Here is a 19,341-nt window from a genome sequence, read left to right as displayed (position 1 = left end):
GACTTAAATATCTGATTTACAGTTAGATTCCGCCGCCGGTGAGGCGCTGGCAGATCAGGTCCAGCTGGTCCAGTGTACGGAACTTCACGGTCACCTGGCCCGAGCGCGGGTCGGCATCGGTGGTAATCTTCACCGGCAGGCCGAGGAATTCCTCGAGGTGGTTCTCGACCGCTGCGATATCGGCGTCCTTGACCGTGTCGCGCGGCGGGCGAGCCTGGCGCCGGTTCGGCGTACTGTCACCGTCACGGCTCTTGCGTGCCAGCTTCTCGACCTCGCGGACCGAAAGACGCTCCTTCACCGCCCGCTTGGCCAGTTCCGCGGCATTTTCCAGCCCGATCAGCGCGCGACCATGGCCCATGTCGAGCCGTCCGGCCTCAAGATGGTCCAGTACCTCGTCCGGCAGCGACAGCAGGCGCTGCAGGTTGGCGACATGGCTGCGCGATTTCTCGACCAAGCTGGCGATTTCGGCCTGCGTCATCGCTTCCAGCTCGGCGAGACGCTGGTAGGCGCGCGCCTCTTCCACCGGGTTGAGATCTTCGCGCTGGATATTCTCGATCAGCGCCAGCGCCATAACGTCGCGCTCACCCAGATCGCGAATTATTGCTGGAATTTCATGGAGTTGTGCCTTCTGAGAGGCACGCCAGCGGCGTTCGCCGGCCACCAGCTGGTACTTGCCGGAAGCCAACGGCCGCACGATCACCGGCTGGATCACTCCGCGCGCCGCGATCGAGGCGGCCAGCTCCGCCAGCCCCTCGTCATCGAACTGGCGGCGCGGCTGGTCCGGGTGCGGCTCGATGTCGGCAACGGCGAGGTTGGCGAGGCCATCGGCGCGCGGCGCCCCCTTGGCCGGGGCTTCGGACGTATTGGCCGGACGCGGAGCAACCAGCGGTTCCTCCCGCTTCATTTCGCCCATCAGGGCGCCAAGGCCCTTGCCCAGCTTGCGGCGCGGCGCAGGAGCGCGGGTGGCGGTGTCGTTATCGGCGTTCTTGGCCTTGCTCATGCCGCTTTCCTCTCTTCGGGCAGTCGACCGATCAATTCGCGCGCCAGCGCCATGTAGGCGCGGCTGCCGGGGCATGAATGGTCATAGATCAGCGCCGGAAGCCCATGGCTCGGCGCTTCGGACAGGCGCACATTGCGCGGAATAACGGCTTCGAAGACGAGATCGCCCAGGCATTCGCGCACGTCGTCGGCCACCTGGTCGGTCAGCCGGTTACGCCGGTCGAACATGGTCAGGGCCACGCCGATGATACCAAGATCAGGGTTGAAGCGCTGCTGCACCTGCTCGACGGTCTGCAGCAGCTGGCTGAGGCCCTCGAGGGCAAAGAATTCGCATTGCAGCGGCACCAGCAGCGTATCCGCCGCACACAGCGCATTGAGCGTCAGGAGGCCCAGCGACGGCGGACAGTCGATAAAGGCGATGTCATGTCCCTTGTGGGCCTGCAGGGCGCGATTGAGGCGCTGGGTGCGGTCTTCGACGCCCACCAGCTCCACCTCTGCGCCACTCAGGTCCACCGTAGCAGGAACGAGGTCGAGGCCGGGAATGGTCGAGGGCACGACACACTCATCGAGCGGCATTTCGTCCACCAGCACGTCGTAGCTCGAGTATTCGCGCTCTGCGGCGCCCAGGCCGACGCCGGTGGAGGCATTGCCCTGCGGATCGAGGTCGATAAGCAGGGTGCGCCAGCCGCTTGCCGCCATCGCCGTGGCGATATTGATGGCCGAGGTGGTCTTGCCTACCCCGCCCTTCTGATTGGCGATGGCGATTACGATCATGAGCGCGTGGCCCTCCCCTGCCTGACCTGGCCCTTACCGACCAGGATTGCGGCGCTCGGATCGGTTGCCGATTGTTCCACGTGGAACATATTCCGAATCACCGCCGGTTGTTCACTCAATTCAATCGCCCCCGAGCGCCCCTTGGGCAACAACCATGTGGTCGCCTGTGTGGAAAAACGGGCGGATAACTCGAGAAGTTTACCAAGCGGAGCGAAGGCACGCGCTGTGATTACGCCTGCTGGCAAGCTTTCCACATTTTCGAGGCGGGAGCCCACGACCGTACAGTTTTCGAGGTCGAATTCGTCGCAAACGCGCTGCAACCATTCGACTCGGCGCTTGCGCGATTCGACGAGGACAATCGGCCATTCGGGATGCGCCAATGCGAGGACGAGACCGGGAAACCCGGCACCACTGCCGAGATCGAGCCATACCCCTCCACCATCTGCCGGGACGTGATCGAGCAATTGCAGGCTATCCGCCAGGTGGCGCGTCCAGACATGGTCGAGACTGGCTTTCGAAACCAGGTTCTGCCTGCTGTTCTCCTCGACCAGCATGGGAATGAACCGGTCAAGGCGCAGCATTGCCGCCGCATCGCAGCGAGCGGCGCAGAAGGCGCGAGCTTCCTCTTCAGTGGTGATCATGCAGCACGATTCCTGCGTTTGGCATGGACCAGCAGCGCCGCCAGCGCCGCCGGAGTGATGCCGCGCACCCTGCCCGCCGCCGCGAGGTTCCGCGGACGAGCGGTCGACAGCCGTTCGACCATCTCGTTCGACAGGCCGGGGACATCGGCGAAGGGAAAGTCGTCCCCCAGTTCCAGCGCTTCGCTGCTGCGCAGGTCGCGCAGCTCCGCGTCCTGCCGAGCGAGGTAGGGCGCATAGGCGGCATCCTCCGCCAATTCCTCGGCGAGATCGCTGTGAGGATCGCACTCGGTTGGTAGCCATGGGGCTAGCGCCTCGAGGGTAATGCCCGACTGGGCGAGCCATTCCCACAGGCTCTTGCGGCCGACGTCCCGGCGCACCGGCACACCCGCATCGTCGAGGTCCTTGGCGAGCACGGCGCGATCGAGCGCAGTGTTCCACGTGGAACGTTCTTCCTCGCGGCGGGCGAACCACTCCGCCCGCTCCTTGCCCACACAACCAGCCTCCATGGCCAGCGGCGTCAGGCGTGACGTGGCGTTGTTGGCGCGGAGCCGCAGGCGGTACTCCGCCCGCGCGGTGAGCATGCGATAGGGCTCGCTGACGCCATGCAGGGTCAGGTCGTCGATCATCACCGCCATATAGCTGTTCGCCCGGTCCAGCGCCGGTGGGGCCTTGTCCAGCACCGCGCAGGCCGCATGGAGGCCGGCGACCAGCCCTTGGGCCGCCGCTTCCTCGTATCCGGTCGTGCCGTTGATCTGCCCGGCACAATAGAGCCCTGGCATTGCTTTCAGCTGCAGGTCGCTGCCGAGGGCGCGCGGGTCGATGTGGTCGTATTCGACGGCATAGCCCGGCACCTCCATCACCACCTGCTCAAGACCCTCCATCGCCCGCAGCATGGCGAGCTGCACATCGACGGGCAGCGAGGTGCTGATGCCATTGGGATAGATGAGGTGCGTATCGAGACCCTCGGGTTCGAGGAAGACCTGGTGACCGTCCCGGTCGGCAAAGCGATGGATCTTGTCCTCGATGGAGGGGCAATAGCGCGGCCCGGCCGCATCGATCGCCCCGGTAAAGAGCGGCGACCGGTGGAGATTATCCGCAATAATGGCGTGGGCCATCGGGTTGGTGCGGGTAATGGCGCAGAATACCTGCGGGTTCACGCGCTCACGCGTAAGCGGCGACATGGTCCACTGATCGGCGTCCGATGACTGTTCTTCCAGTCGTGCCCAATCGATGGTCCGCCCGTCGAGGCGCGGCGGTGTGCCGGTCTTGAGGCGCGCCATGGGCAAATCGGCACCGCGCATCTGCTCAGCCAGTTTCTGCGCCGAATCCTCTCCGATACGGCCGCCAACAAAGCGCTCCTCACCCCGGAACAGCGTGCCCCCGAGGAAAGTGCCGGTGCAAAGGATGGTTGCATGCGAAGTCAGTTCCGATCCATCAGCCAGGCGAATTCCGGTGACACGCTCGCCGGAGAACAGGAGTTCGGCGGCCTCTCCCTCGACCACGAACAGGTTGTCCTGCCGCGAGACCACCGCCTGCACAGCTGCCTTGAACAGCTTGCGATCCGCCTGCACGCGGGGGCCCTGAACGGCGCTGCCCTTGGAACGATTGAGCATGCGATAGTGGATGGCGCCGGCGTCGGCCGCGCGCCCAAGCAGACCATCGAAGGCATCGACCTCACGCACGAGGTGTCCCTTGCCGAGGCCCCCGATCGCCGGGTTACAGCTCATCGCCCCGACAGCATCGGCGTCGAAGGTGACGAGCGCGGTGCGCACACCCATGCGGGCTGCGGCTGCCGCTGCCTCGCAACCGGCGTGTCCGCCGCCCACAACGATGACATCGAATGAATTCATGGCCGCAGCCGATAGAGCAAATGTTCCACGTGGAACAGGCTATTTCCCGATGCAGAAGCGCCCAAACAGGGCGTCGAGCACGTCCTCGGTGGAGGTGCGCCCGACTAGGGCGTCGTAGGCTTGCCGGGTCCGACGAAGGTTCTCGGCAACCAGCAAGGGGTCTTCCACTTCGCAAGCACCCTTCAACGCCTCCAGGGCTTCGCCCAGGCGCTGGCGCTGGCGCTGGTTCAGAGCCGCGACCCCGGGAGCAGGAAGCGCCTCCCGCGCACGCTCGATAAGAGCCTTGCGTAGATCATCCATCCCCTCGCCCGTCCGCGCGGAAATGCGATAGTCGGGCACGGCCTTCGGCGGGACCGAGGGGTTGTCGACTTGTGCCGCAATCTCCCAGGCCCCCTCCGGACCCTCACCTTCCGGGCCAAGCCAGAGGACAAGATCAGCGCGGGCAATCTCTTCCCTCGCCCGGCCGATACCGATCGCCTCGATCACATCGCCGCTTTCGTCCCGCAAACCAGCCATGTCGACGAAGGTGAACGGGATGCCAGCGATGGCAACCGACTGGGTCAGCACATCGCGGGTTGTCCCGGCGATTTCCGCCGTAATGGCCGCTTCGCTTTCCACCAAGGCATTGAAAAGTGTGGATTTACCAGCGTTCGGCGGGCCTGCGAGAGCTACCCGGTAGCCCTCGCGCAGGGTTTCCGCATGCGGAGCTTCCAGCGCCTTGGCAATCTTGTCCTGCAAGGCAGCCAGCGCAGCGGCAAAGGTGCCGGGCAGGCCACCGACATCGTCTTCGTCATCGAAGTCGAGCACCGCCTCCACCTGTGCGGACAGGCGCAGCAGTTCCTCGCGCCACTCCTCGACCTGTCGGGAGAGCGCACCGCCCGCAGTCAGAATGGCGCTGCGTCGCTGGATCTCCGTCTCGGCGGATAGCAGGTCCGCCAGGCCCTCGGCCTCGGAAAGGTCGATGCGCCCGCTGGCAAAGGCACGGCGGGTAAACTCGCCCGGCTCGGCACGGCGGCAGCCAGCGATATTGCCGAGCGCCTGCTCCATCGCGGCGATGACCGCCCGACCGCCATGGCAATGGAATTCGGCCAGGTCTTCTCCGGTCACCGAATGCGGCCCGGGGAAGAAGAGCACCAGTCCATCGTCGAGTGTTTCACGTGGAACCGTGGCGGAATCGCGAAACAGCGCGCGCATGGCCTTGCGCGGCTCCGGCACCTTGCCGGCAATCGTCTCGACAGCGAGGCGTGCTTGCGGCCCCGTAACGCGGATAACACCGATCCCCGCAGGCGGCTGCCCGCTAGAAAGCGCGAAGATCGTGTCCATGGCTCAGTCCCGGTCTTCGTCATCCTCGTCGACGCGGGAAGCGGCTGCGGCATTGCGCTGTGCGCCCTCGACGAAGCTCTGGAACATCTTCAGCCCCATCTGCCCCATCGGCGCGAGCTGCTTCGCATACTGTTCAAGCTGCTCGGTGTTCGAGACGCCCTTCATCGCCTTGGCAATCGTGTCGACATAGACGGCGTTGGCCTTGTCGACATCGGGAAGCCCCATGAAGCGGCGCGCCTCTTCGGGCGAACAGTCGATCTCGATATTGACCTTCATCACGGACACCTTTCAAAACTCGCGCGTAGATAGCGCACACGCCCAACGTCCCAACGGAGAGTCTTATATGAGTGAGACAGTCAAGATTGCTACCCTTTCCGAAGACGGAGGCTCTTTCGATGCCTACGTGGCCCGTCCGGAAGGAGAACCGAGGGCGGCAATCCTGGTGATCCAGGAAATCTTCGGCGTGAATGCCGGCATCCGGCGCAAGTGCGACAAGCTGGCCGAAGCGGGATACCTCGCCATCGCGCCCGACCTGTTCTGGCGCCTCCAGCCAGGGGTAGAGCTGGATCCCGATATCGAGTCCGAATTCCAGACCGCGCTGGGGCTGATGGGCAAGTTCAACCAGGATGCCGGCATCCGCGATATCCAGGCAACCATCGATTACGCGCGTGACCTGACGGCGAAGGGAAAGGTCGGCGCCGTCGGCTACTGCCTCGGCGGGCGCCTCGCCTACATGACGGCGGCACGCACCGATGTGGACGCCAGTGTCGGCTATTACGCTGTGGGGATCGATGGCCTGCTTGGCGAGAAGGAGGCCATCGCCAATCCGCTGATGCTGCATATTCCCACGGCAGACGGCTTCGTCGGCCCGGAAGTGCAGCAAGCCATGCACAAGGGGCTGGACAGCCACCCCAAGGTGACGCTGCACGACTACGAGGGGCTGGACCACGGTTTCGCCACCGAGTTCGGCAAGCGTCGCAATGACGAGGCGGCAGAGCTGGCGGACAGCCGCACGGCGGAATTCTTCGCCGAGCACCTGGGTTAGCGACTAGTCCCTCGCGCGCGGCGCCAGCGAATACTCGTTCGGCCCGCGCGGATCGACTTGCACGCCCAGTCCCATGAATACGGGGAGCTGCAAGTAAGTCTTGGGAATATCGGTAAAGAGAAATCCGAGGAAGACGAAACCGAACAAGGTGCCGACATAGAGGGCGAGAAACCGCGTTACCGCTCGTCGTTGTCCCAGATAGCTTACCGGTGCGTCCGGCAAGCCGATCTCGCGCAGGATATCGCTCGCCTCGCCATATTGACCGGACGGCACGCGCAGACGGTGTCCGCCAAGCGCAACCAACAGGGGGTCGACCGAGGCGTGGTGCATGCCGTCAATCCATACCGGCACACCTGCATGTTCGAGAGCACTGGCGATAACCAGCGCTTCCGGGCGCGACGTGATGACAGCGATCTGGGCGAGGTTGCCGGTCTGTGCCTGCAAACCCTCGCCCATGATGTTACTGGTTCATCGTCTCGAAGAAGTCTTCGTTGGTCTTGGAATCCTTCATCTTGTCGAGCAGGAATTCCATCGCGTCGACCGTGCCCATCTGCATCAAGATGCGGCGCAGGACATACATCTTGGAAAGGGTGGCCTGGTCGACCAGCAGCTCTTCCTTGCGGGTGCCGGACTTGCCGACATCCAGTGCCGGGAAGATGCGCTTGTCGGCCACCTTGCGGTCGAGCACGATTTCGCTGTTACCGGTGCCCTTGAACTCTTCGAAAATCACTTCGTCCATGCGGCTGCCGGTATCGATCAGCGCGGTGGCGATGATGGAGAGCGAACCGCCCTCCTCGATGTTACGCGCAGCACCGAAGAAGCGCTTGGGCCGTTGCAGGGCGTTGGCGTCGACACCGCCGGTCAGCACCTTGCCCGAGCTGGGCACCACGGTGTTGTAGGCACGGCCGAGACGGGTGATCGAGTCGAGCAGGATCACCACGTCCTTCTTATGCTCGACCAGGCGCTTGGCCTTCTCGATGACCATTTCGGCCACCTGCACGTGGCGGGCGGCGGGCTCGTCGAAGGTAGAGGAAATCACCTCGCCCTTCACGCTGCGCTGCATGTCGGTGACTTCCTCGGGGCGCTCGTCGACGAGCAGCACCAGCAGGAAGACTTCCGGGTGGTTGTCGGTAATCGCCTTGGCGATGTTCTGCAGCAGCACCGTCTTACCGGTACGCGGCGGCGCCACGATCAGCGAACGCTGGCCCTTGCCCTGCGGGCTGATCAGGTCGATCACGCGGGCCGACTTGTCCTTGACCGTCGGATCCTTGGTATCGAGCTTCAGCCGCTCGTCCGGATAGAGCGGCGTCAGGTTGTCGAAATTGGTGCGGTGGCGAACAGCCTCGGGGTCTTCGTAGTTGACCTCCTTCAGCTTGGTAAGCGCGAAGTACCGCTCGCCATCCTTGGGCGCGCGGATTTCGCCTTCCACCGTGTCGCCGGTGCGCAGGCCCCATTTGCGGACCTGGTTGGGCGAGACATAGATATCGTCAGGACCGGCGAGGTAGTTCGCCTCGGGCGAGCGCAGGAAACCGAAGCCATCGGCCAGCACTTCGATCGTGCCGATGCCGAGGATTTCCTCGCCGTCTTCCGCCACTTCCTTGAGGATGGCGAACATGAGGTCCTGCCGGCGCATGGTGCTGGCGCCTTCGACGCCCAGCTCTTCAGCCATCGAGACAAGCTCTGCCGGCGTCCTTTGCTTGAGTTCTTTAAGATGCATTTTTCAAATATTCCAATTGGTTAGGATGCCGGCGGGCCATCTGGGCTTGGAGAAAGCAGACCCGGTCGCCGGTTCGTGCCGCGACCTGTAGCCGGTGAGGAGTCAGCAGATATGGTGTTCGGCTGGGCCGGTCAATTCGCAAATCGCATGGCTGGGGTCACCCGGCACGGATTCAGAACGGGCTGGCGATTGCCAGCGACATTACCAGCGACCGGGGAGCGCCACCTGGCCGACTACCACGAGGATGACAATCACCGCCAGCGCAACGCCGGGAAATTCACCCCAGGCGCGCAGCTGCTTTTCGGTCAGCGGACGCTCGCCCGCCGCCATGGCCCTCGACTTGCCGACCAGCCAGCCGTGAAAACCCGTGAGGGCGATCACCGCCAGCAGCTTCAGATCGAACCAGACCACCAGCCAGAGATCACGCGACCAGGCCATCATCAGACCCAGCACCCAGACCACGATCAGGCTGGGCGAGAGGATGATCTTGCGCAGCAGACCGCTGCGCCTGGCCCAGGCCGCTTCCTCGGGAGAACCTGGCGCGGTTCCATGCATGTAGATCATCTGCCGCGGCAGCATGAACAGGCCCGCCATCCAGAAGGTCATGAAGATGATGTGGCCGGCCTTGAGCCAGAGATAGGTCATGGCGAGCGCTTCCTGCATAGAGCCAATCTAGTTGTCGACGGGCGCCGCGTCATCCCCTGAGCAGCGCCAGCAATTGCTCGACGTGGGCGATGGGGGTTTCCTTGTCGATCCCGTGGCCGAGGTTGAACACGTGCGGCCGATCACCAAACGCATCGCAGATGCGCCGCACTTCGGATTCCAGCGCCGCGCCGCCTGCCAGCAGCAGCATCGGGTCGAGATTGCCCTGCACAGGCATGTTTGCGGGCAGCTGGGAGGCGATCCAGGCCGAATCCTGCGTCTCGTCGATCCCCAGGGCATCGACACCCGTTTCGCGCGCGTAGGCGGGCAATTTCGCGCCTGCCCCTTTCGGAAAGCCGATCACCGGAATTCCGGGGCGGGCTTCGCGGATGGCAGCCGCCAGTCGCGCATTGGGGGCGATCACCCACTTCTCGAATTGCGATGGCGAAAGCGAACCGGCCCAGCTGTCGAACAGCTGCACCGCTTCCGCCCCGGCATCGATCTGGCCGATAAGGTATTCGATGCTTGCCGCCTCGATCGCATCGACCAGCGACTGGAAGGCCGCCGGATCGCGCCAGGCCAGGCTGCGGGCAGCGCCTTGGTCCTTCGACCCGGCGCCGGCGACCATGTAGGTGGCGACCGTCCACGGCGACCCGGCAAAGCCGAGCATGGTCACATCCGGGCCGATGCGCTGGCGCACCAGCTCCACGGTCCGGTAGATCGGGTCGAAATGATGGAAGGCCTTTTCCAGGCCCTGCCAGACCCCGTCGACCAGCGGCGGCGCCAGGCGCGGGCCTTCGCCGGCCTCGAACCACAGGTCCTGCCCCAGTGCATGCGGCACGATCAGAATGTCGGAAAACAGGATCGCCCCGTCGAAACCGAACCGGTCGATCGGCTGCACGGTAATCTCTGCCGCGGCCTCGCTATCGTAGACCAGCTCGAGGAAGCCGCCCTTCTCCGCGCGCAGGGCGCGATATTCGGGCAGGTACCGACCAGCCTGGCGCATGAGCCATACGGGCCGCCTGTCCGTCCGCTGGCCGGCAAGATTGTCGAGAAGAGGACCGGGCATCGATGAGTCCAATCAAAAATATATATATTTAATAAGGATTCAGGACTCTGTTGGCCCTGTGGATTGCGGGGATTGCGCGCCTTTGCCCGAATTCTCCCGGCTTGAACACCCGTCCCGAAGTCCGCGACTCCTGACAAAGCTTGAGTCGAGTCATAGTTCTCCCCGTAATCCCCAGACTGTTCAAAAGCACGCTTGCTTGTCCATGACTCGTCTCGGGAATCCGGTTCGGAACCGGGGTTAACTGCATCGACAGCTTGTCCGCAAAACGCTCCCGTGGTTTATGCCGGGGCTTATCCACATGGCCCGGCTGCATCTCCATCTCCTCTCGGACTCCACCGGCGAAACGCTGGAAATGCTGGCCAAGGCAGCCTTGGCCCAGTTCCAGGATGCCGATGTTCAGCGCCACTTCTGGCCAATGGTCCGCTCGGTCCAGCACCTTGAGCGGATCATGGACGACTTCAAGACCAACCCCGGCCTTGTCCTCTATACGCTCAGCAACGAGACGACGCGCAAGCGACTGGAAGACGCCTGCCGCCAACTGGCCTTGCCGCATGTCTCGGTGATGGACCCGATCGTCGCGGCGCTGGAGGAACGGCTGGGGCAGGAGGCGCATGGCCGGCCTGGCGGGAAGAACCGCATGGACGAGGCTTACTTCGCGCGCGTCGATGCCATCCAGTTCACCATCGCGCATGACGACGGTATCAGTCACGAGGACTGGGAAGAAGCCGATATCGTGCTGGCAGGCGTGTCGCGCACCTCGAAGACGCCGACCTCCATCTATCTCGCCAACCGCGGCTACAAGGTCGCCAACATCCCGCTGGTGGTGGAGAGCCCGCCACCCGATTCCCTCTTCAACCTGAAGCACCCGATGGTGGTGGGGCTGACGACCGCGCCGGCGCGGCTGATCCAGATCCGCCGCAACCGGCTGCTCTCGCTGAACGAGACGACCACTACCGCCTATGTCGACGAGGAGCGTGTCGCCAAGGAAGTGGCTTTCGCCCGCCGTATGTTCGCTGACAACGGCTGGCCGGTGATCGATGTCACCCGCCGCTCGATCGAGGAGTCCGCAGCAGCGATCATCAAGCTCTACCAGGAGCGGCAGGAACGCGGCGCGCGGCAATCGGGAACCAAGCCCATATGATCGTGCTGGCATCGAAATCGGCTTCCCGGCGCGCGATGCTGGAAGCGGCCGGCGTGGCGTTCGAATCCGTGCCGGCCAATGTCGACGAGCGTGGGCTGGAGGCCGGACTGGAAGGTGCGCGCCCGGACCAGGTGGCGCTCGCGCTGGCCGAGGCGAAAGCTCTCGCCATCGAGGATCCTCGCCCGGTGCTGGGCAGCGATTCCCTCGTCGTCGTGGGCGATCGCCGCTTCGACAAGCCGCGCGACCGGGACGAGGCAGCACAGCACCTACGCCACTTTTCCGGTCGTACCATGCAGCTGCACTCGGCCGCCGCCATCGCGCATGATGGCAAGATCGTCTGGCGCCAGGCTGCCCTTGCCACGCTGTCCGTCCGTCAGTTGTCCGATAACTTCATCGAAACCTATCTTGATGCTGAATGGCCCGAGGTCGGCCACTGCGTCGGCGTCTTCCGTATCGAGGCACGCGGTGTGCAATTGTTCGAGCGGATCGAAGGGGATCAGTTTACCGTGCTCGGCATGCCCTTGCTGCCGGTGCTCGAAGCCTTGCGCGATTTGGGGGAATTGCCGCGATGACACGTTATGCCGAGGTGATTGGCGATCCGATTGCACAATCGAAATCGCCGGCGATCCATGGCTACTGGCTCGGCCAGTTGGGAATCGATGCGCATTACGACAGCTGCCTGGTCAAGCCGGATGACCTCGCGGCCTACCTGCACGAGCGCGCCGAGGATGCCGACTGGCTCGGCTGCAATGTCACCATGCCGCACAAGCAGGCGGTGATCCCCCTGCTCGATCGTCTCGACCCGCTCGCCGAGAAGATCGGCGCGGTGAATACCATCGTGCGCGAGCAGGATGGCAGGTTGACGGGTTACAACACCGACGCACCCGGCTTCCTCGAACCGCTGCGGGCGGACTTGGCGCAGCCACACCTGTTCCGCATGGCGCGCGTGCTTGGCACGGGCGGCGCAGCGCGGGCCATCGTCGCCGGACTGGCAGGGGAGGGTGTAACCGTGGTGCTGGCCGGTCGCAGTGTGGCCAAGGCGCGGTCCATCCTCGAAGAGCTGGCCCCGGAAGGGCAGCACCATGTAGCGCCGCTCGCCCACTTTGCCGACGCGACCGACTTCGAATTCGACGACCGCGAAGGCTGTTTCGACCTGGTGGTCAACGCCAGCCCGTTGGGCATGACGGGACAGCCGCCGCTCGAATTCGATCTCACCCACGTGCCGCCGGGCAGTATCGTCTACGATATCGTCACCGCCCCGCTCGACACTCCCTTGTTGCAGCGGGCGCGCGAACAGGGCTTCCGCACGATTGATGGGCTCGCCATGCTGATCGGCCAGGCCGCGGTCGCGTTCGAGAAGTTCTTCGGCCAGGCGCCGCCACGCGCCGACAAGGACGACGCCCTGCGCCGGATTCTCAGCCAGTGACCGGCGACCAGCCCTGCATCGTCGGCCTCACCGGATCGATTGCCATGGGCAAGAGCACGGTCGCGGCGATGTTCGCCGATGCTGGCGTGCCGGTTTTCGATGCCGACGCCGAAGTGCGCCGGATGCAAGGACCGGGTGGTTCGCTGGTGCCGGAAATCGAAGCGGCCTTCCCCGGCTCCACCGGTCACGAAGGTGTGCGGCGTGATGCGCTGGGGGCGATGGTGTTCGGCGATCCCGATGCACTGGCGCGGCTGGAAGCCATCGTCCACCCCGCGGTGGCGAAAGCCCGCGAGCAATTCCTGGCGCGGCATGCAGCGGAACCGATGGTGGTGTTCGACATCCCGCTGCTGTTCGAGAAGACCGGCGCGGAAACGGTCGACAAGGTCGTGGTCGTCTCTGCCCCGGCAGAGGTGCAGCGCGAGCGGGTGCTCTCGCGCCCCGGCATGACGGAAGAGAAGTTCGCGCAGATCCTGTCGCTGCAAATGCCCGACGCGGACAAGCGCGCCCGCGCCGATTACGTGATCGATACCGGCACCACGCTGGCGGATACCGCGGCGCAGGTGCAGGCTCTGGTGGACAAGCTGCGCGCCGACTTGCGCGATTAGGTACACCGGGGCGATATTGGACTCATGCGTGAAATCATCTTCGATACCGAAACCACCGGGCTGGACCCGCTGACTGGCGACCGGCTGGTCGAGATCGGTTGCATCGAGATGGTCAACCGGGTCGCCACCGGGCGCACCTTCCACGAATATTTCAATCCGCAGCGCGACATGCCGGTCGAGGCGGAGAGGGTCCACGGCCTGTCCGCCGCCTTCCTCTCGGACAAGCCGCTGTTCGCCGAGAGGGTGCACGACCTGCTGGAATTCATCGGCGAGGATCCGCTGGTGGCCCACAATGCGCAGTTCGACTTCGGCTTCCTCAATTTCGAGCTGACGCAGTGTGGTCATGGCGAAGTACATGTCGAACGCATGGTCGATACGCTTGTCCTGGCCCGCCGTCGGCACCCTGGTGCGAAACATTCGCTCGATGCGCTTTGCACGCGTTACGGAATCGATCGCAGCCACCGTACGCTGCACGGCGCCCTGCTCGACGCCGAACTACTGGCGCAGGTCTATGTCGAACTTACCGGCGGCCGACAGATCGGCCTGCAGCTGGCGGTCGACAACACCGGTGAGGGGACGGTCACGGCGACTCGATTCGCCCCGAAACTGGGCGAATATCGCGCTCCGCGCCCGCACCAGCCCAGCGATGAGGAAATTGCTCGGCACAAAGCCTTTCTGGAATCGTTTGAATCTCCGCTCTGGACGTCTTGAGGGTGTGATCCCACATCGGGTCTGCTAGAGTATAACGATAACAGAAGGAGCCAGCGCACATGGATATTCGCGTGTCGGGACATCAGGTGGATACCGGGGCAGCATTACAGGAACACGCATCCAACCGACTTGAGTCCATAGTAGACAAGCATTTCAGTCGCGCGCTTTCATCCACCGTCACCTTCGGAAAGGCTCCGGCCAACGGGTTCGCGGCTGATATCGTTCTCCATGTAAATCATGGACTTATCCTGAAGAGCCACGGCCAGGCGCAGGACGCGCATCTCGCCTTCGACCAGGCGGCCGACAAGATCGAAAAGCAGCTGCGCCGCTACAAGCGCCGGCTGAAAGACCGCCACGAGCAAGCCGCCCACGCGGCGCGCGAGGAAGAGGCCGCCTATACCATCTTTGCCGCCGAAGAGCTGGAGAGCGAAGAAGAGCTGGCAGAAGAGTCGCCGCCGGTTATCGCCGAGACCCGAATCGACGTGCCCGAGGTCAGCGTGTCCGACGCGGTAATGCTGCTCGACTTGCGCCATACCAACGCCCTGTTCTTCAAAAATGCTGGAACTGGGCGGCATAATATGGTGTATCGCCGCGAAGACGGCTCGATCGGATGGGTTGAACCGGCCTAAGAACCACTCGCGAACGACGCTAGGATGTGGTGAACCTTTGGGAGCTAGAGTATTAACTTCTCTGCCGGCGCAGTGCGTTGGCGGCGACACGATGCAAGACTGTTGAGACTATGGATTCCGTTTTCGCCATGAAGCCCGAATCGGTCCGCGTGACGCAGGCCGAGAGCAAGGACGACATCCTCGAAACCCTGAGCCGTGTGTTCGCCGAAGCATGGTCGCTCGATCCCGTGCTGGTGCAGGAGCACCTGGAAGAACGCGAGAAGCTGGGGAGCACCGGCTTCGGCCGCGGCGTTGCCATTCCGCACGCGCGCCTGCCCGAACTGGGCCGGCCGATCGCCGCGATGTTGAAGCTGGAACGCCCGGTGGATTTCGATGCTGCCGACGGCTTGCCGGTAGACCTCGTCTTCGGCCTGCTGTCCCCGGCGAACAGCGGTGCGACCCACCTGCATGCGCTGGCCGCGATCTCGCGGCTTGCTCGTGACGAGCGCGTGCACGACGCCCTGAGCGATGCCCCCGATGACGAGGCGCTCTACGGTTTGCTCACCAATGTGACGGATCGTGACGCCGCCTGAGGCACCTGCCGGAAACGGTCAGCAAGCGCATTTCCGTGCGCTGGAGCAGCTCTACGCCTCCGCGCCGATCAACGACCTGTTCGAATCGCGGCTTGAAATTTCCGAACCGGGCCGCGCCCGCATAAGCTTCACCGCCAACGAGCGCTTCTTTCATGCTGCCGGGGCGACGCACGGCACGCTCTATTTCAAGATGCTCGACGATGCCGCCTTCTACGCGGCCAATTCGCTGGTGTCGGATCGATTCCTGCTGACCACCGGTTTCAACCTGCATTTCACCAAGCCCCTGCGCACCGGCAGGGTCGTGGCCGAGGGGCGCTGGATCAGCGGCAAACGGCGGGTCTTCATCGCCGAAGCACACCTTACCGACGAGGAAGGCGAGGAAATCGGCCGTGGCACGGGCACCTTCATGCGCTCGCACATCGCGCTGTCGGGCCTGCCCGGATACCACCAGCCCGAATGACCGCGCATGGATGATCGCATTCCCGCTCACCTGGAAGTTACCGGCCTGATCCGCGCGGTGGAGACCGCCGGCGGCTTCGGAATGGTAATTTCAAAGGGTGAACGCGACGCGGGGACAATCATGGTCGTGTGTTGCCACCGGGCCACTCCGGCGCGCGCCTACGAGCGCATGCCGCAGCTCGACGGCACCCGCAAATGGACGCAATCTAAAGAGCAAGACCCTGAAAACCCGCTGGATTTCACCGAATGGTACCAGCGTCGGGGGAAGCAGGACGACGACCTCTGGATCGTTGAGCTGGACATCGAGAACGCAGAAAGATTTCTCGGACTCGACTCGTCTATTAGTTGACATCGCAACTTTTGAAGCTATCTGCCCCGCAACTTTCCGAGAGCGTAGGTTGTTTGGTATCGCAATAAGGCGAGGCTGGACAGCGCGCAGACGGGGAGACGACCAGCAGGTCCGTTAGGGACGGATCGCGGGGAATAGACGGAACTGACAAGTACCGCATCCGCAGGCCTGCATGTGTCTCTCACCGCCCTGAGCAACGGGATCGATGAAGATTGCTAACAAGCACGTCGGGGCGGGCGCCCTGGCTGCCATTTTGATTGCCACCAGTTTCGGCGCCAGCGGTAGCGGCGCCATTGCCCAGGACCAGGCGGAGCCCGAAGTGCTCGAAACGGTCGATAATGAAATTGCCGAGTCCCTCGAGGGTTCCGAACCCGCCATCCGCTTCGTGATGAACGAAGTCGTGCAGGATGTGCCGGAAGAATCCGCCGAGGAAGCTCCCCAGGCCAGCGACGCTGCATCCCTGCGCGAACTGGTTTCCACCATCGATACCGATGGCGAACTGAGCCGTGACATGATGTGCCTCGCGCAGGCCGTCTATTTCGAATCGCGTGGTGAGCCGCTGGATGGCCAGCTGGCCGTGGCCACGGTCGTCATCAACCGTGCCGAAAGCGCGCTCTTCCCGGACGACTACTGCTCGGTGGTCACCCAGCGCGCGCAGTTCTCCTTCGTGCGCGGCGGTCGCATTCCCACCCCGAACCACGGTTCGGCCGCCTGGGATCGCGCCAAGGCCATCGCCCGCATCGCGCACCGCGACCTGTGGGAGAGTGAAGCCGAAGACTCGCTCTATTTCCACGCGACTTACGTGCGTCCGCGCTGGGCCGGCCGCATGACCGCGCGCGCCACGATCAACCGGCACATCTTCTATCGGTAATGTTTGCGTTTCGCTCCGGCATCCGCCGGAGCGTCCGCGCTAGCGACGCCGCACGGCTGCGCCCGCTGCGGATGACCGTTTGGCCTTGTGGTCGCTCGGGCGACCGCGGCGCGCGTTCAATCTTTCAACTCTACCCAGACGGGGGCGTGATCGCTGGCCTTCTCGCGTCCGCGATATTCCTTGTCGACGCCGGCGGCGACGAGGCGGTCTGCCGCCTGCGGTGACAGCAGCAGGTGGTCGATGCGGAAGCCGTGGTCCTTGGGCCAGGCACCGGCCTGGTAGTCCCAATAGGTCCATACCCCGCCGCGCGGGTTGAGCGTGTCGATCGCGTCGGTCCAGCCATCGCCCAAGAGGCGTGCGTAGGCATCGCGCGATGCGGGCTGCATCAGCGCGTCGTCGGCCATGGCCTTCACAGACCAGACGTCCTTGTCTTCCGGGATGACGTTGAAGTCGCCCAGCACCACGGTCGGCTGTTCGGCGGCGAGCAGTTCCTGCATCCGTTCGCGCAGCAACTTCATCCAGTCCAGCTTGTAGTCGAACTTCGGCCCCGGCTGCGGATTGCCGTTGGGTAAGTAGAGGTTGCACACGCGAATGCCGTTGACGTCGGCTTCGAGGTAGCGCGCCTGTTCGCCTTCACCGTCGTTGGGTCCGTCGATGCCGAGGCCGCGCTTCTTCTCCACCGGCGCTTGTCCGTCAGCGAGGATCGCCACGCCATTGAAGCTCTTCTGTCCGTGCCAGATCGCCTGGTAGCCGATGTCCTCGAACTCGCTGGCCGGGAAGTTCTCGTCCATGCTCTTGATTTCCTGCAGGCAGGCAACCGCAGGGCGCGTTTCCTCGAGCCATTCCTTGAGGCGCGGCAGGCGCGCCTTGATACCGTTGATGTTGAAGCTGGCGATTTTCACGCCTGCGACCCTAGATGCCGAAGCTGGAACCGCAACCGCAACCTGCCGCCGCGTTCGGATTTTCCACCCGGAAGGCCGCACCACCCAGCGATTCGACGAAATCGACGGTGCTGCCGGCCACCAGTTCCAGGCTCACGGGATCGACCACCAGCTTCACGCCGGCGGTCTCGCTCACCACGTCGTCGGTCTCCGGGCCATCGTCGAGGTCGAACTTGTACTGGAAGCCCGAACAGCCCCCGCCTTCGACCGACAGGCGCAGCACGGCAGGCTTGCCCTGCTTCTTGGCAATCAGGCCGACACGCGTCGCGGCGGACTCGGTAAGGGTGAGGGGCGTGGTCATGCCGGTTATCTAGGAGCGGTGAGCCGCCCTCTCAAGCACCAGTCTCAGGCGCTGGTGATATATTCGCGCATCTGCTCGGCCTCGGCCTCGATAATGCCCATGCGATATTTCACCAGGTCGCCGATGGAAACGAAGCCGACCATGGCCCCGCCATCCAACACCGGAAGGTGGCGAATCCGGCGCCGAGTCATCAGCGACAGGGCCTTCAGCGCGTCCGTATCGGCTTCAATAGTGATCGCCGGCGACGTCATGACTTCGCTCACGGCCCGCTCCAGTACGCTCGCGCCGTCGCGGGCGACGCAGTAGAGCAGGTCACGTTCGGAAAAGATCCCCGCGATTCCACCACCTTCGAGCACCGGCAGCGCACCGATGCGTTTCTCCGCCAGCAGTTTTGCGGCGGTGTGGACGCTGTCTTGCGGGGTGCAGGAAACTACCGCGGGATCGCGACCTTCGAGGATCTTGCGGACGGACATGCATGCTCTCCTGTTCTGGACTCACTTGGCGGAGCTTGCCGCGATTGTGCCACGAGTGGGCTGGCCTGCGCAAATCGGATCTTGGTCGCCATTGCCAGCACGCGCGGCAAAGGGCATGGCGCGCCCCATGGCGAAGCGATCCCCCCTCGACGATCCGGAAAACGCCGCATTCGCCTGGGCGCGGTTCCGGCGGCTGATGCGGCTGATGATGGGCATCACGCTGGGCGTGGTGATCATCGCGCTGGTGATCATCTATCGGCAGGTGGACGAGGTTTCGCCGCACTTCTTCATCGCCACGGCGCTGGGCATCGGCTTTTCCATGCTGCTGATGAGCGCGCTGATGGGGCTGGTCTTCCTCTCCAGCGGCACCGGGCATGATGCCTCGGTAGAGAATTCGCTCGACGAGCTTGATCCGCAGCAGAAGCCGAAGGATCGCCGCACCATCGGCTGGCGCGATCAGGATTCGGGGTAGAGCCGGAATTCCTCGACCGGCGTCCCGCCGATCAGGTGTTGCTGGATGATCCGTTCCAGCACCTCTTCCGAACAGGAATGATACCATACGCGATCCGGCCAGACGATGGCGATCGGCCCGGCCTCGCACACTTGCAGGCAGTCGGCCTTGGTGCGCTGGATGCCGCCCTTGCCGGCAAGGCCGAGTTCCTTGAGGCGTCGCTTGAGGTACTTCCACGAACGCTCGCCCACGTCGCGCTGACAGCACTTCCCCTTGTCGGACAGGGCGCAGATGAAGATATGCCGCTCGATCACGTCGCCGCCGATCTTGGCGAGCGCGCGTTCGGCCTTGG

At 64.0% G+C, this 19,341-nt stretch carries 26 protein-coding genes; 12 read left to right on the top strand and 14 right to left on the bottom strand.

Annotated features, from left to right (window positions below):
- Positions 1-22 precede the first annotated feature (22 nt).
- From OZN62_RS09675 to OZN62_RS09650, 6 genes are read right to left on the bottom strand one after another with little or no spacing between them, the layout of a single operon-like run.
- Positions 23-1,000, bottom strand: coding sequence for a ParB/RepB/Spo0J family partition protein (locus OZN62_RS09675; protein WP_269099427.1), 978 nt, complete (start codon positions 998-1,000; stop codon positions 23-25).
- Complete coding sequence (locus OZN62_RS09670; RefSeq protein WP_269099426.1) at positions 997-1,773, bottom strand: ParA family protein; 777 nt, start codon at positions 1,771-1,773, stop codon at positions 997-999. Before OZN62_RS09670 ends, OZN62_RS09675 begins: the two co-directional genes overlap by 4 nt.
- Positions 1,770-2,414, bottom strand: a complete 645-nt coding sequence (gene rsmG / locus OZN62_RS09665) for a 16S rRNA (guanine(527)-N(7))-methyltransferase RsmG (protein WP_269099425.1) — start codon at positions 2,412-2,414, stop codon at positions 1,770-1,772. Before rsmG ends, OZN62_RS09670 begins: the two co-directional genes overlap by 4 nt.
- Complete coding sequence (mnmG, locus tag OZN62_RS09660) at positions 2,411-4,264, bottom strand: tRNA uridine-5-carboxymethylaminomethyl(34) synthesis enzyme MnmG (RefSeq protein ID WP_269099424.1); 1,854 nt, start codon at positions 4,262-4,264, stop codon at positions 2,411-2,413. Before mnmG ends, rsmG begins: the two co-directional genes overlap by 4 nt.
- Before the next feature lie 39 nt (positions 4,265-4,303).
- A complete protein-coding gene (gene mnmE / locus OZN62_RS09655; protein WP_269099423.1) occupies positions 4,304-5,587 on the bottom strand; it encodes a tRNA uridine-5-carboxymethylaminomethyl(34) synthesis GTPase MnmE in 1,284 nt (427 codons plus the stop codon).
- Positions 5,588-5,590: 3 nt separating this feature from the next.
- Positions 5,591-5,863, bottom strand: coding sequence for a DUF6489 family protein (locus OZN62_RS09650; RefSeq protein ID WP_269099422.1), 273 nt, complete (start codon positions 5,861-5,863; stop codon positions 5,591-5,593).
- 67 nt (positions 5,864-5,930) lie between these two features.
- Here OZN62_RS09650 and OZN62_RS09645 point away from each other — a divergent pair, with 67 nt between their 5' ends.
- Positions 5,931-6,632 (top strand): dienelactone hydrolase family protein, encoded by a 702-nt coding sequence (locus tag OZN62_RS09645; RefSeq protein ID WP_269099421.1) that lies wholly within the window; start codon positions 5,931-5,933, stop codon positions 6,630-6,632.
- A 3-nt stretch (positions 6,633-6,635) separates the two neighbouring features.
- On the opposite strand, the gene OZN62_RS09640 is transcribed toward OZN62_RS09645, so the two are convergent.
- The 4 genes from OZN62_RS09640 to hemE all read right to left on the bottom strand — a co-directional run bounded on the left by OZN62_RS09640 (position 6,636) and on the right by hemE (position 10,060).
- Positions 6,636-7,088 (bottom strand): hypothetical protein, encoded by a 453-nt coding sequence (locus tag OZN62_RS09640; protein WP_269099420.1) that lies wholly within the window; start codon positions 7,086-7,088, stop codon positions 6,636-6,638.
- Positions 7,089-7,092: 4 nt separating this feature from the next.
- The gene (rho, locus tag OZN62_RS09635; protein ID WP_269099419.1) at positions 7,093-8,349 is read right to left on the bottom strand and encodes a transcription termination factor Rho; all 1,257 of its coding nucleotides are present in this window, start codon (positions 8,347-8,349) and stop codon (positions 7,093-7,095) included.
- 201 nt (positions 8,350-8,550) lie between these two features.
- Positions 8,551-9,012 carry a CopD family protein gene (locus OZN62_RS09630; RefSeq protein WP_269099418.1) on the bottom strand — a complete coding sequence of 154 codons (462 nt, stop codon included), beginning with the start codon at positions 9,010-9,012 and terminating at the stop codon, positions 8,551-8,553.
- Between the two features lie 31 nt (positions 9,013-9,043).
- Positions 9,044-10,060 (bottom strand): uroporphyrinogen decarboxylase, encoded by a 1,017-nt coding sequence (gene hemE, locus OZN62_RS09625; RefSeq protein ID WP_269099417.1) that lies wholly within the window; start codon positions 10,058-10,060, stop codon positions 9,044-9,046.
- A 298-nt stretch (positions 10,061-10,358) separates the two neighbouring features.
- Here hemE and OZN62_RS09620 point away from each other — a divergent pair, with 298 nt between their 5' ends.
- The 10 genes from OZN62_RS09620 to OZN62_RS09575 all read left to right on the top strand — a co-directional run bounded on the left by OZN62_RS09620 (position 10,359) and on the right by OZN62_RS09575 (position 16,823).
- Positions 10,359-11,201 carry a pyruvate, water dikinase regulatory protein gene (locus tag OZN62_RS09620; RefSeq protein ID WP_269099416.1) on the top strand — a complete coding sequence of 281 codons (843 nt, stop codon included), beginning with the start codon at positions 10,359-10,361 and terminating at the stop codon, positions 11,199-11,201.
- Positions 11,198-11,773, top strand: coding sequence for a Maf family protein (locus OZN62_RS09615; RefSeq protein WP_269099413.1), 576 nt, complete (start codon positions 11,198-11,200; stop codon positions 11,771-11,773). Before OZN62_RS09620 ends, OZN62_RS09615 begins: the two co-directional genes overlap by 4 nt.
- The gene (gene aroE, locus OZN62_RS09610; RefSeq protein WP_269099412.1) at positions 11,770-12,627 is read left to right on the top strand and encodes a shikimate dehydrogenase; all 858 of its coding nucleotides are present in this window, start codon (positions 11,770-11,772) and stop codon (positions 12,625-12,627) included. Before OZN62_RS09615 ends, aroE begins: the two co-directional genes overlap by 4 nt.
- Positions 12,624-13,232, top strand: coding sequence for a dephospho-CoA kinase (coaE, locus tag OZN62_RS09605; protein WP_269099410.1), 609 nt, complete (start codon positions 12,624-12,626; stop codon positions 13,230-13,232). Before aroE ends, coaE begins: the two co-directional genes overlap by 4 nt.
- 24 nt (positions 13,233-13,256) lie before the next feature.
- Positions 13,257-13,943, top strand: coding sequence for a DNA polymerase III subunit epsilon (gene dnaQ, locus OZN62_RS09600; RefSeq protein ID WP_269099409.1), 687 nt, complete (start codon positions 13,257-13,259; stop codon positions 13,941-13,943).
- Positions 13,944-14,002: 59 nt separating this feature from the next.
- Positions 14,003-14,572, top strand: a complete 570-nt coding sequence (gene hpf / locus OZN62_RS09595) for a ribosome hibernation-promoting factor, HPF/YfiA family (RefSeq protein ID WP_269099406.1) — start codon at positions 14,003-14,005, stop codon at positions 14,570-14,572.
- A 110-nt stretch (positions 14,573-14,682) separates the two neighbouring features.
- The gene (locus OZN62_RS09590) at positions 14,683-15,144 is read left to right on the top strand and encodes a PTS sugar transporter subunit IIA (RefSeq protein WP_269099404.1); all 462 of its coding nucleotides are present in this window, start codon (positions 14,683-14,685) and stop codon (positions 15,142-15,144) included.
- The gene (locus tag OZN62_RS09585; RefSeq protein WP_269099403.1) at positions 15,131-15,604 is read left to right on the top strand and encodes a PaaI family thioesterase; all 474 of its coding nucleotides are present in this window, start codon (positions 15,131-15,133) and stop codon (positions 15,602-15,604) included. Before OZN62_RS09590 ends, OZN62_RS09585 begins: the two co-directional genes overlap by 14 nt.
- A gap of 6 nt (positions 15,605-15,610) precedes the next feature.
- Complete coding sequence (locus OZN62_RS09580; protein ID WP_269099401.1) at positions 15,611-15,952, top strand: DUF1491 family protein; 342 nt, start codon at positions 15,611-15,613, stop codon at positions 15,950-15,952.
- A 205-nt stretch (positions 15,953-16,157) separates the two neighbouring features.
- Positions 16,158-16,823, top strand: a complete 666-nt coding sequence (locus tag OZN62_RS09575; RefSeq protein ID WP_269099400.1) for a cell wall hydrolase — start codon at positions 16,158-16,160, stop codon at positions 16,821-16,823.
- 116 nt (positions 16,824-16,939) lie between these two features.
- On the opposite strand, the gene xth is transcribed toward OZN62_RS09575, so the two are convergent.
- Genes xth through OZN62_RS09560 form a run of 3 tightly spaced genes read right to left on the bottom strand, consistent with a single transcriptional unit; the run spans position 16,940 to position 18,538 of the window.
- Positions 16,940-17,725, bottom strand: coding sequence for an exodeoxyribonuclease III (gene xth / locus OZN62_RS09570; protein ID WP_269099399.1), 786 nt, complete (start codon positions 17,723-17,725; stop codon positions 16,940-16,942).
- Between the two features lie 10 nt (positions 17,726-17,735).
- Entirely contained in the window at positions 17,736-18,065 is a 330-nt protein-coding gene (erpA, locus tag OZN62_RS09565; protein ID WP_269099398.1) for an iron-sulfur cluster insertion protein ErpA, read from the bottom strand.
- A 44-nt stretch (positions 18,066-18,109) separates the two neighbouring features.
- On the bottom strand, positions 18,110-18,538 hold the full coding sequence (locus tag OZN62_RS09560) for a CBS domain-containing protein (protein ID WP_269099397.1): 429 nt from the start codon (positions 18,536-18,538) through the stop codon (positions 18,110-18,112).
- 127 nt (positions 18,539-18,665) lie between these two features.
- Between OZN62_RS09560 and OZN62_RS09555 the strand changes: the two genes are divergently transcribed.
- Complete coding sequence (locus OZN62_RS09555) at positions 18,666-19,010, top strand: hypothetical protein (protein WP_269099395.1); 345 nt, start codon at positions 18,666-18,668, stop codon at positions 19,008-19,010.
- On the opposite strand, the gene OZN62_RS09550 is transcribed toward OZN62_RS09555, so the two are convergent.
- Positions 18,995-19,303, bottom strand: coding sequence for a (2Fe-2S) ferredoxin domain-containing protein (locus OZN62_RS09550; protein ID WP_269099393.1), 309 nt, complete (start codon positions 19,301-19,303; stop codon positions 18,995-18,997). The genes OZN62_RS09555 and OZN62_RS09550 overlap by 16 nt on opposite strands.
- Between the last annotated feature and the right edge of the window lie 38 nt (positions 19,304-19,341).

Origin of the sequence: Aurantiacibacter sp. MUD11, assembly GCF_026967575.1 — a bacterium.
Taxonomy (GTDB): Bacteria; Pseudomonadota; Alphaproteobacteria; order Sphingomonadales; family Sphingomonadaceae; genus Alteraurantiacibacter.
Note: the sequence above shows the minus strand (reverse complement) of the source record. Positions and strands in the feature narration are given on the sequence as shown.

Coding starts and splice junctions, on each gene's coding strand:
- OZN62_RS09675 (WP_269099427.1), bottom strand. CDS start 1,000: ATGAGCAAGGCCAAGAACGCCGATAACGACACCGCCACCCGCGCTCCT.
- OZN62_RS09670 (WP_269099426.1), bottom strand. CDS start 1,773: ATGATCGTAATCGCCATCGCCAATCAGAAGGGCGGGGTAGGCAAGACC.
- rsmG (WP_269099425.1), bottom strand. CDS start 2,414: ATGATCACCACTGAAGAGGAAGCTCGCGCCTTCTGCGCCGCTCGCTGC.
- mnmG (WP_269099424.1), bottom strand. CDS start 4,264: ATGAATTCATTCGATGTCATCGTTGTGGGCGGCGGACACGCCGGTTGC.
- mnmE (WP_269099423.1), bottom strand. CDS start 5,587: ATGGACACGATCTTCGCGCTTTCTAGCGGGCAGCCGCCTGCGGGGATC.
- OZN62_RS09650 (WP_269099422.1), bottom strand. CDS start 5,863: ATGAAGGTCAATATCGAGATCGACTGTTCGCCCGAAGAGGCGCGCCGC.
- OZN62_RS09645 (WP_269099421.1), top strand. CDS start 5,931: ATGAGTGAGACAGTCAAGATTGCTACCCTTTCCGAAGACGGAGGCTCT.
- OZN62_RS09640 (WP_269099420.1), bottom strand. CDS start 7,088: ATGGGCGAGGGTTTGCAGGCACAGACCGGCAACCTCGCCCAGATCGCT.
- rho (WP_269099419.1), bottom strand. CDS start 8,349: ATGCATCTTAAAGAACTCAAGCAAAGGACGCCGGCAGAGCTTGTCTCG.
- OZN62_RS09630 (WP_269099418.1), bottom strand. CDS start 9,012: ATGCAGGAAGCGCTCGCCATGACCTATCTCTGGCTCAAGGCCGGCCAC.
- hemE (WP_269099417.1), bottom strand. CDS start 10,060: ATGCCCGGTCCTCTTCTCGACAATCTTGCCGGCCAGCGGACGGACAGG.
- OZN62_RS09620 (WP_269099416.1), top strand. CDS start 10,359: ATGGCCCGGCTGCATCTCCATCTCCTCTCGGACTCCACCGGCGAAACG.
- OZN62_RS09615 (WP_269099413.1), top strand. CDS start 11,198: ATGATCGTGCTGGCATCGAAATCGGCTTCCCGGCGCGCGATGCTGGAA.
- aroE (WP_269099412.1), top strand. CDS start 11,770: ATGACACGTTATGCCGAGGTGATTGGCGATCCGATTGCACAATCGAAA.
- dnaQ (WP_269099409.1), top strand. CDS start 13,257: ATGCGTGAAATCATCTTCGATACCGAAACCACCGGGCTGGACCCGCTG.
- hpf (WP_269099406.1), top strand. CDS start 14,003: ATGGATATTCGCGTGTCGGGACATCAGGTGGATACCGGGGCAGCATTA.
- OZN62_RS09590 (WP_269099404.1), top strand. CDS start 14,683: ATGGATTCCGTTTTCGCCATGAAGCCCGAATCGGTCCGCGTGACGCAG.
- OZN62_RS09580 (WP_269099401.1), top strand. CDS start 15,611: ATGGATGATCGCATTCCCGCTCACCTGGAAGTTACCGGCCTGATCCGC.
- OZN62_RS09575 (WP_269099400.1), top strand. CDS start 16,158: ATGAAGATTGCTAACAAGCACGTCGGGGCGGGCGCCCTGGCTGCCATT.
- erpA (WP_269099398.1), bottom strand. CDS start 18,065: ATGACCACGCCCCTCACCCTTACCGAGTCCGCCGCGACGCGTGTCGGC.
- OZN62_RS09560 (WP_269099397.1), bottom strand. CDS start 18,538: ATGTCCGTCCGCAAGATCCTCGAAGGTCGCGATCCCGCGGTAGTTTCC.
- OZN62_RS09555 (WP_269099395.1), top strand. CDS start 18,666: ATGGCGAAGCGATCCCCCCTCGACGATCCGGAAAACGCCGCATTCGCC.